Raw genomic sequence first — 12,318 nt, forward strand, 5'->3', positions numbered from 1 at the left:
CAGAGAATATAGAAAGATTTCTACCGCAATCCACTCATCCGCTAAAAATAATAGGACGCTCCAAACTGAATATTCCATAGCCTTGCAGGGGTCGCCATCCTGTACGTCTCTCCTTCCTTAATTTCAACGACGCCCGAATGTTCAATGCGGGTCATGTCGAATGTAAGTCTAAAGCCAACCCCTATCATGTGCCGGCGGAAAACGGGAAACGTGATACCCGCACCACCCAACACGGAATAACCGAGTTTTTCTTGTTCAAATTCATGCTCGTCGTCGCCATCCTTATCCGTTATCTCGCCATCGAAATTAAAGACAATCTGAGCGCCCGCTTCTAGATACATATAACGAACAGGTCTCAGGCGCATCAACAACGGAAACGAGGCGCTGTAAACATACAAATAGTATTCTTCGATATCGTAAGTACCATAACCTTTCCATTCTTGTCGCGAATATACCTGCTTGTTCAGCCGGTGTTCCACAAAACGCATATCGGCCTCAGCGGCAAGTCCAAAATAATCGTTCAACATATACCAGGCGCAAACACCGAATTCCATTCCGAAGCCGGTACGTAAAACCGAGTTTTCCCACACTTCATTGCTATAGGAATCGAAAACGCCTTTCACGCGCTTGTTATTCCAGGCATTCGACAGCAAAACGGATAACCGGGGCCCCCAATAAAGCGATTTCGAAGAAGCTTCCGCCGGAGACCCTTCGACAGTCTGCGGCGTCGCAAAGGCATGTCCGGCCAAAGCAAACATGAGCCCCAAAACAAAGAAATATCTTTTCACACTTTTCATCTCGTCTCCTGCAATAAATATAATCATTTTGCGCAACAGGATACCCTTTTCAGTGAATTTATACTAATTTTAGATTAAAGGGTCAAGGAATTTTATATGAGAAATCTGTTCAGGCGCATTACCGTATTCATTTGCTCGTTCTTCTGGAGCAATAACATAAGGCCATGCAACCCCATTCGTTTTATCCGAAAATACTGGGCTCAGCTGGCTCTTTCATCCATCGCCATACAGGCCATCGCCTGCGCCTACGGTGGTGAAGACGGCTACGGCGGACAAATTTATCTGTGCAAGCCTCTATTTACCCTGCAAAAGAAATCCGACAAAAGCTACTCCAACTGTGAACAAGATATCGTCGACCAGCTGGTGATTGCAAAAGACATCCAAGACAATTTCAACAAGAGCTCCAGCGCCACTATCGAAGCCTGGAACGAGGCCATCGCCAACGCACGCGAAATCGCGGTAACCTGCGACATGAAGCACCTCAAGGCAGACACCACGCTCACAGGCTACATCTGCCCCGACGGGCGCACCCGCACCGTAGAAGAAGGCGAGCAGTACAATTCATACCGCTAACGCGGCATTTTTCTTTGGGCGTTTCCCACTTCGTGGGTCGGGCTATACTCGCTTCGCTCACGAAGCCTTGCTCCCTAAAAAGTCAAATAAAAAAGGCCCGCAAGTCTTCGCCCTACGGGTCACTATCCCTAACGCAATTTTACAGCACCCATTAGGAAAAACCGATTCTAGTCCTTTACGCAGCGAACAGAAAACCCACGATACTTGCTGTCGCGGGACAAGTCACCGTCGCCGAGATCCATATGGTATGCGTTGAAATTATTATAGTCCGTAGAACTCCAAAAGAACGCGAAGTAGCCTCTGTAATCGAAATAGCTACCGTCCTTGTATCCAGCAGGCAAAGCGGAAAAGCCGAATGCATTTTCGTTAGTAGAGGCGTTCGTAGAGGACCAACCACTTGTCGATTTGAGCATTCTTCCAGCCACTGATTTTCCTCCTACGGCAGAGAGTAGGCTTTCCCACTCATCTTTATTTGGTAAATGCCAGCCTTCGGGGCAAATGCCCTGAACCGGACCAGTCAGGCCGCAGTTTTTGCCATTACCGCAATTTAGCGGATTGTCCGCATCAGACGCAAGCTTCACCGAGTCAATAGCTGCCGCCCAGGAATAAAGGCGACCATATTTTGTGCAATTATTCCAATCGTTATTATAGCACCAATTTCCTTTTCGCATACTCGGGTAGGTTGTACTGTCTGAATAGTTTAGGTTTTCTGCCATCCAGGTTTGTGTCCCTATGGTCACGATTTTGTAGGTCTTGAGGTCCCTTTCATCAATCATTGATCCATATTCACCAACAAACTCAATTTTTGCTTTCCACAAGCTATTATTACACAGATATAAAGAATCTTGCGTCGCAGATAGGTGTTTTCTTATTTCACTCCTCGTTGTGTAGCTGACACATCCTTTATTAAGTGATATTTCTAGAGAATTCGCAATTCTGAATGTATCTGCATCACACACATACTTATTTTCGGCAACAACTTCTCCATCTACAATTGCACCATCTTTTGTACAAACTTTACCATAAGTATCAGAAGACAGAGTATCCGCAAGACCCCAATAGTAGTCATACTCCCACTCGCCTTGGTTATAATAGCTTTTTCGCTTACATATGTAGCACGTATCACCAGATTTCCCTACCGTTTTATATCTTTTTTGGGTACATGCTCCAAGATCATTTTCAATTCGACCTCGACTTGCGCGCCACACGTTATTTTCCCAAACATAATACTTATCAGAATTTACATTTCCTTTTTTCACGTCACCATCTTTTCCGGAGCTCCAGCCGTAAGTATCATACTCCTGTTCTGTAGATTCTACCCATCCTTTCGCTTTACATGTATAATAAATGGCTCCTGATTTAGCAACCACATTAATTCGACTTTTGACACATGCCCCTATATTATTTTCAATGTCGCTAGCAGATGCTCGCCATTTACCATCAACAGAGACATAATAATTGCCAAGTTCGCCCTTTCTAACTTCGCCATCTGCCGAGGCAGACCAACCTAGAGTTTCATAAGCAAGCAAATCAACGCTGTTCCAAATTTTATTCCGGCAAACATAATACTCACTATTAAATGTACCCTTATCATTCTCCCGACTAGTCACACACACGCCCAAATTATACTCAATTTCATTAGCGCTTGCTCTCCATACTCCGTTTTCATAAACATAATGGTTAGTTGCAACAACGCTCCCTTCTTTCATTTCGCCTTCGGTTCCGGCTTTCCAACCATAGGTATCATACTCAATGGCAGTCGCTTCAGTCCAACTTCCAGATTTGCAGATATAATACACATCGTTCAACTTTTCAACAACCCCTTTGTTTGAAGCGGTGCAATACCCAAGGCCATATTCTTCTGCGGTTATCTGTTTCCAGCTCTTATTTTCGCAGATGTAATACTTGCCATTTTGCAAATGCTTTTCGCCGTCTTTCTTCGTCACACATGCGCCAAACTCATATTCCATATCGTCAGCTGCAGCACGCCATGCGCCATCTACATACACGTAGTGGTTTGTTGCAGTGACGGAGCCTTCTTTCACTTCGCCTTCGGTTCCAGCCTTCCAGCCGTAGGTATCATATTCAAGAGCAGTAGCAATTCTCCAGTTGTTCGATTTGCAGATGTAATAGGCAGTCACGGGCTTCGCAACTTCACCTTCGCGGCTTTCGACGCAGGCGCCGAGAATTTCTTCAACGGCGTTTTTGGCTGCACGCCAGGCACCATTTTCATAGACATAGAACTTATCCTTGTTAACCTTACCCGCGCGAACTTCGCCATCATCACCCTTGCCGAACCCGTCGGTATCGTATTCAAGCACAGTCGCAGTACGCCAGCTATTGTCTTCGCAGATAAAGTACGTCGTATCAATTTTTGCAATCTCCCCTGTACGTTTTGAGGTGCAGAGTCCCAAGGCAGTCTCGTTCTTCGCGACAGTCCACTTGCCATCTTCAAACACATAATACGTAGCCGTCACATCGCCTTTCTTGACATCGCCTTCTTTACCGTCTTTCCACTGGTAGGTATCCTTTTCGATATCCGTTGCCTTCTGCCAGCTGGTTCCCTTACAGATGTAGTGGACATTGTAGTTCTTGCTCTTTGAGTTCTTGTTTTGCGCAATTACGCCGGACCTTGTCGAAGAGCAGCCGCCCAGTTCGTAGGCATTGTTCCAGTAAATAGTCAGGTAGTTTTCGTAGGCAGGAATGTCAAGAATGTTCCAACTCTTCACGTTCGCACGGATCGAACCGCCGTCAAAGCCTTCCGCCCAGTCCGCCATGTCCGCTTTCATCTGCCCGTTGTTCCATTCTCCGTCCTCAGCCAAATCGCTCTTGAAACTGCCAATCGCATTTTGGATTTCGGTTTCAGTCCTGTCGCCAATGAAAAGCAACGAAATCGCCATCAGGGTGGCGTTCTCCCCATAACTTTCGCTGGTAGAAGGCACGAATGTCTTCAAGTCCTCAGAATACTCCACCGAAGTGGCAAAACCGAGCGCCGTCATAATTTCAAAGTCGGCCTGTTTCTTGGCCGCAAAAACGCTATAGCCATCGTTGACAAGCTTTGCGGCGCGATCATATTCCAAGTGTGTAAGCAGATTGATATTCACTTCCGTTCGTTTGCTCAAATCGGTCAGCACACGGAGCGTCATGGAATCCTTGGAATATTCGCCACTGACTTCGTTGCGCCACAGTCCACGAACTTCAAGCACCGCGTAAGGATAAACAAGATTCACCTTTGGAATCACAAAGTCGCCCTTGTTGCTGGAAATTTCGTCATTGTACACGCGACCAGAATACACGAGGGAATCGTTGCGCAGAAGGACTTCGCGGAGTTGTAGCGGAGAGTTGAACTTGAACGGTCCCTTCTGTGCCGCACCAAGAATGGAAGCGTTCTTGACAATGTATCCATCGGCGGTCTCCGGATTCCACTTTTCCGTATCGCAGGCGAAGAAGACGGAGTCTTTCTTGACTAAGACACGTTGTTTTGCATTGCCTGCATTACACCTTGGCAAATCTTCCTTTGTCTTGACAATTTCGTAACCCAAATAGACGGTATCCTTAATCCAACCATTCGCCTTGCAAGTGTAATAGGTGGAATCGGCTAACACTAACGCGCGAAGCCCAAAATCAACGGAATCGCATGGGCCCAAAGCATTCTTTGTTTTCACCTCGATGTAAGTTGCCTTCGCAGAAGAACTGGAATTACAGTCACCGCAAAGCGGGTCATCGACAACGGAGCTGCTTGAGCCTGCGACGGGGTCCACAACATTAGAATCACCCGGCACCTCAACGGAGTCTGCCCCAGACGAAATTGCAATGCTAGAACTTGATTCAGGTCGCGTCGTGATGTCAATCCAATCATTGTTCAAGCATAGGTACTCAATGGACTTGTCCAGTACGAGAACCGTGTCACCTTTGCGGTCAGTGGTACAGGAACCGAGGTCATAGATGGTCGGAACCTCGCGTGGAGGAATTTCAACAGCATTATCATCACTACCGTCATCACCACAAGCGAACAGAACCGCACAGCTAGAGATTGCCGCACTTGCTTTCAGCAGGTTCACAATGACACTTTTGCTAGATGCGAATGTATTTGCAATTCTATTCCAAACCATGAAAGCCTCCATCGGCAAATACCCTAGGAAAATTTGCACTTAAAAAATAAATTTATAACTCGGAATAAAACGAGCGTAAGGGAAATATGTTCCTTGTTTTTAACCACAAAGGGACGCATCGCTGCAGTCCACTTTTTGTAATACAGGTTATTTCTTTTCAGAGATTACCTGAAAATCCTTATAGATTGCGGAATCCGCTATCCACTTCAACAAAGCCCTACAACCGCGATAAATGAACAAGCCTTTTTCATTCCAGTCTCCTGTTTTGTTAGAAAGATAAGAAAAAGGGCCGCATCGCTGCGGTCCCTTTTATAATGCTTTGGTTCCTATCGGGGCTACGCCCCTCCAGGATGACACAGGAAAGGTCGGTGAGCCTGCCGAACCGACTATTCAGTTCACTTCGGCAAGCTCAGTGAACTTGCTAGTCCTTACCATAAACCTTTTCGGCGTAGGTCACGGTAGCGCCGAGGTATTCGCGGTTCATCTTGGCGATGTAATCCACGGTGATACCCTTCGGGCATGCGGCCTGGCATTCGTAAAGGTTCGTGCAGTTGCCGAAGCCTTCCTTGTCCATCTGGGCGACCATGGCGAGCACACGCTTCTTCGCCTCGACCCTATGACGACCGTTCGCGCTAGACGCATAAAAAAAACTCTAATTAGCGCTCACTCTCGCCAACACGACTCGTCAATACGAGTCGCTTTTGGCTCACAGCCTGCGGCAAGAAGCTGAGGTGAGACACCTTCGCAGAAACGAAGAGCATCGCGGAAGCGTTCTTACAGGCAGCCACGCAAGCACCGCAACCGATACAAGCGGCAGCGTCAAAGGCGCGGTCGGCATCAGCCTTGGGAACCGGGATCACAGATGCTTCAGGAGCGGCACCGGTGTTCACGGACACGAAACCACCGGCAGCGATGATGCGGTCGAAAGCGGTACGGTCCACGGCGCAGTCACGGATAACCGGGAATGCGGCGGCGCGCCACGGTTCGATCACGATGGTGTCGCCATCCTTGAACTTCCTTTTTCCCCTTCCTTGCCCTGCTTCATCTGTTCTTCGTTCACAATGTCGAGCATTTCCAAGAAGGACATGTCCGGAGAAACATCGTTGATCTTGACAGTTTCGAACTGTCCCTTGGTCTTGGCATCCTTCTGACGCCAAATCTTCAAAGTCAAATTCAGTCCGCCGCCGCTGACGCGGCATTTTCTTTTGTGCGTTCCCCACTGGCATGGGTCGGGCTATATTCTGGGGGCAATCGGCTGCGCTTTCGCTTGCCGCTCACCTCCCAGAACCAAGCCTCGCTACGCGAGTCTTGTCCCCAAGGGGTCACTATCCATAACGCAGATGCAAATGTAACACAGCTATTTCAAATTCTCAACGAACGAATTCAAAAGAGCTTCGCTGATATGTCTTTTGGACAACCGAAGGATTTCGGCGCAAGCCAAGGCTTCCTCTTTATTCAGCAAACCGTTCTCATTGGCAGCAATCAAGATGCCTATCGTTCCGGTAATACGGAGTTTCATCGTCGTGGCGACGTGCCTTGCACGAACTTCATCCACAATCAAAAGGTCACTCTTGTTTTCGTCGGAATAAACGATAGCTTCACTTTCGCCAAGATCCAAGCCAGTTACACGCATCAACATGCAAACTGCTTGGCTATTGCCAACAGACACTTTTTTGAAAAACTCACAGGATTTCACCTGTTCAGCTTCGTCCCAAAATTCCTGATTTGAAGTTAATTCTTCATAAACAGCCTCTGGAAGAAGGACTTCGCCAAACAATTTTCCAAGAATGTCAAGACGATTAATTTTAAGGAAAGAAATTATCGGAGTTGCATCAGATACGACAATCATCCTTACCTCTTGGAAAGGAGTTCCATAACGTTGGCAGCATCCTGCTCGGCTTCTTCCCAACTCTGATCGATATAGGGAATACCTTCGCTCCCATAAAGTTCAATTAGTTCCCATTTGGAGATACCCAAAATTTCGGCAGCACGACCATGGGAAATGGTCTCGTTCTTGATAAATGGATACAACAGCAACGCATTGCGGCGGAGTTCGTCGCTCTTGTTATCGCATACCATGAGGTCTGCAATATCTTCTGGAATGTCCATTGTTACTGTCGGCATGGAAAACCTCCACTACCAATATATATTTTTATCAAGAAAAAGGCAACCCCGCCAGTTTAAGCAACGCCGTTAGATGCAGTTCCTTGAGAATTTCTTCTGCAGAGTAACGCTTGGCGGACACTACAGTTTGTTGTTCCGCCTCGTGCAACTTGGCATAAATTTCTTCTTCAGATTGGTGTTGGGCATCTGTTTGCATACGTTTGCGGCAACTAAAAAATTTTCATAAGGAGTCTCATTCTTTTATGCATCTAACAGCCTGCCAAAAACTTGTATTGCCAACTTCTGCAATTCGTTCAATACTCAATGATCTCATAAGAATCGAATTTTTCATAGTAGTTGACGAATACACCGCTCCCATATGAAGACGATCACAATCCGTTATATTTAGACAAAAACCAGATGGAAGAGCAGCAAATCCACAATCATTAGAACCAACGCCCCTATTTTCATTCCATAGACCATTGATTTTGAGTTGAGATGCGGCCTCTTCTTTATCACTGCTCATATTATTCAAAAGTTTATTAAAATCTTCCTCACTTGGCATACGCCATCCTTTGGGGCAAATCGCAGGAATTATGTCAACATCAAAAGTTTCATTTTGATTTCCATTTAAACGCAAGGAATACAACCTACCATAAATTTCACAATTTTCAGGATTGTTGTCATAGCACATGCTATACTCTACATTATAATTCAAATTTTTTGCCATCCAAACCTGGTCTCCAATGGTAGTATACTCATACACCTGACCATCACGAGCATCTACAAATGTCCCTCGATTGGGTTCACCGTATAAATTTGTACCGGTATCTGGGCACACTTCGCTAGCACTCCATTTATCATCCGCATCCGTCGTGCAGGCGATCAACACAAACTGAAAGACAATCACAATTAGTAGTATATTTCTTTTCACTTTATCAACCTTAATTAAAAATTCATTCTCGCAAAATATAGTTTTTCATTCATACTTTGATATATCTTCTGAGATTCACCTCCCCCACCATAAAAAAAGAGAACTGCCGTTAAGCAGTCCTCTTTTTAATGCTTTAGATTGCTTCGTCGCCTTACGGCTCCTCGCAATGACGTGTTAATCGGCGACGCTCACCCCTCAAAGGGAGCGGAGCGACCGACCTCACACCTCATACCTATTAGTCGTTCGCCAAGTTGCTACGCAACTTGCCGCAAGACTCGCGGCGCCTTGGTCATGAGCAAGCGAGCTTGCTCGCGACGCTCGGCTTGCTAGTCCTTGCCATAAACCTTTTCGGCGTAGGTCACGGTGGCGCCGAGGTATTCGCGGTTCATCTTGGCGATGTAATCCACGGTGATACCCTTCGGGCATGCGGCCTGGCATTCGTAAAGGTTCGTGCAGTTGCCGAAGCCTTCCTTGTCCATCTGGGCGACCATGGCCAAGACGCGCTTCTTTGCCTCGACCTTGCCCTGCGGCAAGAAGCTGAGGTGAGAAACCTTCGCAGAAACGAAGAGCATAGCGGATGCGTTCTTACAGGCGGCCACGCAGGCACCGCAACCAATGCAAGCGGCAGCGTCGAAGGCGCGGTCGGCATCAGCCTTGGGAACCGGAATCGTGGAAGCTTCAGGAGCGGCACCGGTGTTGACGGAAACGAAACCACCGGCAGCGATGATGCGGTCGAAAGCGGTACGGTCCACGGCGCAGTCACGGATAACCGGGAATGCGGCGGCGCGCCACGGTTCGATCACGATGGTGTCGCCATCCTTGAACTTGCGCATGTGAAGCTGGCAAGTGGTGGTCGCATGGTCAGGACCGTGCGGCATACCGTTGATGACGAGAGAGCACATGCCACAGATACCTTCGCGGCAGTCGTGGTCGAAGGCGAAGCCTTCCTTGCCCTGCTTCATCTGTTCTTCGTTCACGATGTCCAGCATTTCCAGGAAGGACATGTCCGGAGAAACATCGTTGATCTTGACAGTTTCGAACTGTCCCTTGGTCTTGGCATCCTTCTGACGCCAAATCTTCAAAGTCAAATTCAGTCCGCTCATTATTTGTAGCTCCTAGTAGCGAGGTGGACGTTATCAAAGGTAAGAGGTTCCTTGGAAAGTTCCGGTGCGACACCGTCGCCCTTGTATTCCCAGGCACCCACGTAGCAGAAGTTCTCGTCGTCGCGCTTGGCTTCGCCTTCCGGAGTCTGGCTTTCTTCGCGGAAGTGGCCGCCGCAAGATTCCTTGCGGTGCAGGGCGTCGAGAGTGAGGACTTCGGCGAATTCGAGGAAGTCAGCCACGCGGCCGGCACGTTCGAGGTTCTGGTTGAAGGAACCTTCGGAGCCGAGCACGTTGACGTTTTCCCAGAATTCGGCACGGAGGGCCGGAATCTTCTCGAGAGCGGTCTTCAGGCCGGCCTCGTTACGGGCCATGCCCACGTATTCCCACATGATGTTACCGAGTTCACGATGGATATCGTTAACAGTGCGGTGACCCTTGATGGAGAGGAGCTTGTGGATGCGTTCTTCGGTCTGCTTCTTGCAGTCTTCGAACGCGGCATCGGATTCGGAAACCTTCTCGAGCTTGGTGCCCGCGAAGTAGCCGCCGATGGTGAACGGAATGACGAAGTAACCGTCGGAGAGGCCCTGCATCAAAGCAGATGCGCCGAGGCGGTTTGCACCGTGGTCGGAGAAGTTGGCTTCACCGAGAACGAAGCAGCCCGGAATCGTGGACATCAGATCGTAGTCCACCCAGAGGCCGCCCATGGTGTAGTGGATGGCCGGGAAGATACGCATCGGGACCTTGTACGGGTCTTCGTCGGTAATCTTTTCGTACATCTGGAAGAGGTTGCCGTACTTGGCAGACACACCTGCAACGCCCATGCGCTGGATAGCGTCGGCGAAGTCGAGGTACACAGCCTGCTTGGTGTTACCCACGCCGAGACCTGCGTCGCAGACCTGCTTGGCGTTACGGGATGCCACGTCACGCGGAACGAGGTTACCGAAGCTCGGGTACTTTTCTTCGAGGTAGTAGTAACGTTCTTCTTCCGGAATCTGGTCCGGGCTGCGGGTGTCGCCAGCCTTGCGCGGAACCCAGATACGGCCGTCGTTACGGAGAGATTCGCTCATCAAGGTGAGCTTGGACTGCAGGTCGCCGTGGCGAGGAATGCAAGTCGGGTGAATCTGCGTGTAGCAGGGGTTAGCGAACAGAGCGCCGCGCTTGTAGGCACGGAAAGCAGCCGTCACGTTAGAGCCCTGGGCGTTGGTAGAAAGGTAGTAGACGTTACCGTAACCACCGGTGCAAAGGCACACAGCGTCACCCACGTGGCTTTCAAGTTCGCCAGTGATGAGGTTACGGACGATGATACCGCGAGCCTTGCCGTCGATCACGACGAGGTCCATCATTTCGCGGCGGGGGAACATCTTCACCTTACCGGCGGCAACCTGGCGCATGAGAGCCTGGTAGGCACCGAGCAAGAGCTGCTGACCCGTCTGACCGCGAGCGTAGAACGTACGGGAAACCTGCGTACCACCGAAGGAACGGTTGTCGAGGAGGCCACCGTATTCACGACCGAACGGAACGCCCTGAGCGACGCACTGGTCGATGATGAGGTTGGAGTTTTCAGCCAAGCGGTGCACGTTGGCTTCGCGAGCGCGGAAGTCACCGCCCTTCACGGTATCGTAGAACAGACGGTAAACGGAGTCGCCGTCGTTCTTGTAGTTCTTGGCAGCGTTGATACCACCCTGGGCAGCAATGGAGTGTGCGCGACGGGGGCTATCCTGGATGCAGAAAGACTTGACGTTGTAACCAAGTTCGGCGAGGGATGCAGCGGCAGAAGCACCGGCAAGGCCAGTACCCACCACGATCACCGTGAACTTACGCTTGTTGGCGGGGTTCACGAGCTTGAGTTCGAACTTATGCTTGGTCCACTTTTCTTCGATGGAACCACCGGGGATTTTAGAATCAAGAATCATTAGTGGTCTCCTTAAATTTCAGCGTTAAAAGAAACTTCTACTTCGCCAACAGAAGGAATCACGAAGGCGGTCTTGGCGGCAGCCTTTTCCTTCTGCTGCTGTTCGTACTGCGGCTGGAGGCTACGAGACTTTTCAATCAGAGCCTGCGTACCCGGCTGGTTGCCGAGGTAGAAAGCGGCAACAGCGGTGATACCGAAGCCGAGGGCAACGATAACGCTGTAAGCGATACCGGCGATATCGATAATCGGGGTCCACTTCTGGTGAGCGATACCCATGGTCTGGAAAGCAGAAGAAATAGCGTGGAAGAGGTGCATACCGATCACGAACATGCTAACCACGTAGAAAGCAGCCCAAGCCGGGTTTGCAAACATCTGGATGGTGGTGAGCCACATGTCGCGGACGATTTCGCCCTTGTCGTTCATGTAGAGGTAGTGTTCGCCGAACTTGAGCATCATGAGGTGCTGCACGAGGAACACGAGAATAAAGAGACCGGACCAGATCATGGTGAAGGTTGCGAAAGTCTTCTTACCCTTGCGAGCATTGATTTCGTAATCGATGCCACCGCGAGCCTTCTTGTTTTCAATCTTCAGCGTAACGGCGAGGAAGATATGAATAGCGAAGGCGGCCACCAGCACCAGTTCAATGAGGTAAATCATCTTCACCGGGAAGTGGAGCGGGTTGAATCCGGTCAGGAATTCGGTGTAGGCATTGTAGGATGCCTGAGCCGCAGCCTGATCGAAATTCAGAAGCTGGAAGTTACCACACATGTGGCCGAAGATGAAC

10 protein-coding genes and 1 pseudogene are annotated in these 12,318 nt (G+C 49.2%); 1 reads left to right on the forward strand and 10 read right to left on the reverse strand.

The genetic code is table 11. From position 1 onward, the window contains the following. Positions 1–41 precede the first annotated feature (41 nt). The gene (locus Q0W37_RS10070) at positions 42–797 is read right to left on the reverse strand and encodes a hypothetical protein (RefSeq protein WP_297701225.1); all 756 of its coding nucleotides are present in this window, start codon (positions 795–797) and stop codon (positions 42–44) included. 96 nt (positions 798–893) lie between these two features. Here Q0W37_RS10070 and Q0W37_RS10075 point away from each other — a divergent pair, with 96 nt between their 5' ends. Next, entirely contained in the window at positions 894–1,370 is a 477-nt protein-coding gene (locus Q0W37_RS10075) for a hypothetical protein (RefSeq protein WP_297701227.1), read from the forward strand. A gap of 167 nt (positions 1,371–1,537) precedes the next feature. Here the strand turns inward: Q0W37_RS10075 and Q0W37_RS10080 are convergent, their stop codons facing one another. The 9 genes and pseudogenes from Q0W37_RS10080 to Q0W37_RS10130 all read right to left on the reverse strand — a co-directional run. Then, positions 1,538–5,482, reverse strand: a complete 3,945-nt coding sequence (locus Q0W37_RS10080; protein ID WP_297701229.1) for a fibrobacter succinogenes major paralogous domain-containing protein — start codon at positions 5,480–5,482, stop codon at positions 1,538–1,540. A gap of 421 nt (positions 5,483–5,903) precedes the next feature. After that, positions 5,904–6,659: pseudogene (locus Q0W37_RS15425) on the reverse strand (succinate dehydrogenase/fumarate reductase iron-sulfur subunit). 180 nt (positions 6,660–6,839) lie between these two features. After that, on the reverse strand, positions 6,840–7,331 hold the full coding sequence (locus Q0W37_RS10100) for a hypothetical protein (RefSeq protein WP_297701235.1): 492 nt from the start codon (positions 7,329–7,331) through the stop codon (positions 6,840–6,842). A 2-nt stretch (positions 7,332–7,333) separates the two neighbouring features. Continuing rightward, on the reverse strand, positions 7,334–7,606 hold the full coding sequence (locus tag Q0W37_RS10105) for a UPF0175 family protein (protein ID WP_297701237.1): 273 nt from the start codon (positions 7,604–7,606) through the stop codon (positions 7,334–7,336). Between the two features lie 31 nt (positions 7,607–7,637). Then, positions 7,638–7,802 (reverse strand): hypothetical protein, encoded by a 165-nt coding sequence (locus Q0W37_RS10110; RefSeq protein WP_297701239.1) that lies wholly within the window; start codon positions 7,800–7,802, stop codon positions 7,638–7,640. 36 nt (positions 7,803–7,838) lie between these two features. After that, complete coding sequence (locus Q0W37_RS10115; protein ID WP_297701241.1) at positions 7,839–8,519, reverse strand: FISUMP domain-containing protein; 681 nt, start codon at positions 8,517–8,519, stop codon at positions 7,839–7,841. A 326-nt stretch (positions 8,520–8,845) separates the two neighbouring features. After that, the gene (locus Q0W37_RS10120) at positions 8,846–9,622 is read right to left on the reverse strand and encodes a succinate dehydrogenase/fumarate reductase iron-sulfur subunit (protein WP_072811006.1); all 777 of its coding nucleotides are present in this window, start codon (positions 9,620–9,622) and stop codon (positions 8,846–8,848) included. Next, positions 9,622–11,535 carry a fumarate reductase/succinate dehydrogenase flavoprotein subunit gene (locus Q0W37_RS10125; protein ID WP_073054921.1) on the reverse strand — a complete coding sequence of 638 codons (1,914 nt, stop codon included), beginning with the start codon at positions 11,533–11,535 and terminating at the stop codon, positions 9,622–9,624. The genes Q0W37_RS10120 and Q0W37_RS10125 overlap by 1 nt, the downstream gene beginning before the upstream one ends. Positions 11,536–11,546: 11 nt before the next feature. Next, positions 11,547–12,318 (reverse strand): succinate dehydrogenase cytochrome b subunit (locus tag Q0W37_RS10130; RefSeq protein WP_297701243.1); only part of this gene is annotated, 772 nt, incomplete at its 5' end.

Origin of the sequence: uncultured Fibrobacter sp. (genome assembly GCF_947166265.1) — a bacterium.
In the GTDB taxonomy this organism is placed as follows: Bacteria; Fibrobacterota; Fibrobacteria; order Fibrobacterales; family Fibrobacteraceae; genus Fibrobacter.

What these genes read in the sequence shown, in the direction of transcription:
- Q0W37_RS10120 (WP_072811006.1), bottom strand. Translation starts at nt 9,622, where the DNA reads ATGAGCGGACTGAATTTGACTTTGAAGATTTGGCGTCAGAAGGATGCC.
- Q0W37_RS10080 (WP_297701229.1), bottom strand. Translation starts at nt 5,482, where the DNA reads ATGGTTTGGAATAGAATTGCAAATACATTCGCATCTAGCAAAAGTGTC.
- Q0W37_RS10100 (WP_297701235.1), bottom strand. Translation starts at nt 7,331, where the DNA reads ATGATTGTCGTATCTGATGCAACTCCGATAATTTCTTTCCTTAAAATT.
- Q0W37_RS10105 (WP_297701237.1), bottom strand. Translation starts at nt 7,606, where the DNA reads ATGCCGACAGTAACAATGGACATTCCAGAAGATATTGCAGACCTCATG.
- Q0W37_RS10110 (WP_297701239.1), bottom strand. Translation starts at nt 7,802, where the DNA reads ATGCAAACAGATGCCCAACACCAATCTGAAGAAGAAATTTATGCCAAG.
- Q0W37_RS10070 (WP_297701225.1), bottom strand. Translation starts at nt 797, where the DNA reads ATGAAAAGTGTGAAAAGATATTTCTTTGTTTTGGGGCTCATGTTTGCT.
- Q0W37_RS10075 (WP_297701227.1), top strand. Translation starts at nt 894, where the DNA reads ATGAGAAATCTGTTCAGGCGCATTACCGTATTCATTTGCTCGTTCTTC.
- Q0W37_RS10125 (WP_073054921.1), bottom strand. Translation starts at nt 11,535, where the DNA reads ATGATTCTTGATTCTAAAATCCCCGGTGGTTCCATCGAAGAAAAGTGG.